The organism is Phytoactinopolyspora endophytica (genome assembly GCF_004138495.1).
In the GTDB taxonomy this organism is placed as follows: domain Bacteria; phylum Actinomycetota; class Actinomycetes; order Jiangellales; family Jiangellaceae; genus Phytoactinopolyspora; species Phytoactinopolyspora endophytica.
The window spans coordinates 89,874-90,777 of record NZ_ML142857.1; the positions used below are offsets into that span (position 1 = coordinate 89,874).

Annotated in this window: 1 protein-coding gene; it reads left to right on the forward strand. The window is 69.5% G+C overall.

Annotated elements, in window-relative coordinates:
* Positions 1–675: LysR substrate-binding domain-containing protein (locus tag ELR45_RS18230; RefSeq protein WP_205856826.1), on the forward strand; the 675-nt coding region annotated here is incomplete at its 5' end.
* Positions 676–904: the final 229 nt, after the last annotated feature.

The window sequence follows — 904 nt, forward strand, 5'->3', positions numbered from 1 at the left end:
GCCATGGCCGGGTTCGCGCGCGGCATCCTGGCCGCACACGACGAAGCGATCAGCTATTTCACCGGCACCGCCATGCAGGGCCGGCTACGGTTCGGCGCGGCGGACGACCTCGCCATCGCTCAGCTCCCACGGGTACTGCGTGACTTCCGGCAGCTCCACCCCCGGCTGAACCTGGAGCTCACGGTCACCCAGACGGCCGCCCTGCAGCGCCGTCTCGCCGCGAACCAGCTCGACCTGATCTTCATCAAGGAGCCACCCGGACAGACCGAGGGCCGCTTGGTCCGCCGGGACCGCCTGGTCTGGGTCGGCCTGCCCGGAACCCGGCTGTCACCGGACGAGCCGATCCCCCTCATCACCTACGCCACCCAGAGCCTGAGCCGCGCGACGGCGGTGCGCGTACTCTCCGATGTGGGTCGCAGCTGGCGGGTCACCTGCAAGACTCTGGAGGTCAATGGAGTGCTCGCCGCGGTCCGGGCGGGCATCGGCATCGCCGTGTTCCCGTCCAGCCTGATCCCCACCGACATCGAGGCGCTGCCCGCGTCGCTTGGACTGCCCGAACTCGGCGACATCGACATCACGCTCGTCGCCAATCCGCGTTCCCCACGTCAGCCCGTCGAGGCGCTCACCGAGGCGATCGTCGGCGGGCGCAGCATGGCCCGCCCAACCCCGGGGTGATCCGCAGGTCGATCGCGAGAGAAGCATGCATCGTGGTCGTCATCACGACCACAATGTCGTTCACGGCCGGGCCAGGGCGTGTCTGATGGATCTCGGCCGTGGCGAGCAGGTGCCCGGCTGGATGCCTCGCAAGGCCGAGGACGGAGGCGCACTGGGTTTGTGCGTCGACCGACGAGAACGCAGCGAGGCGCCAGCCGGGTGCCGCGCAGTAGGCCATGGATCCATCAGA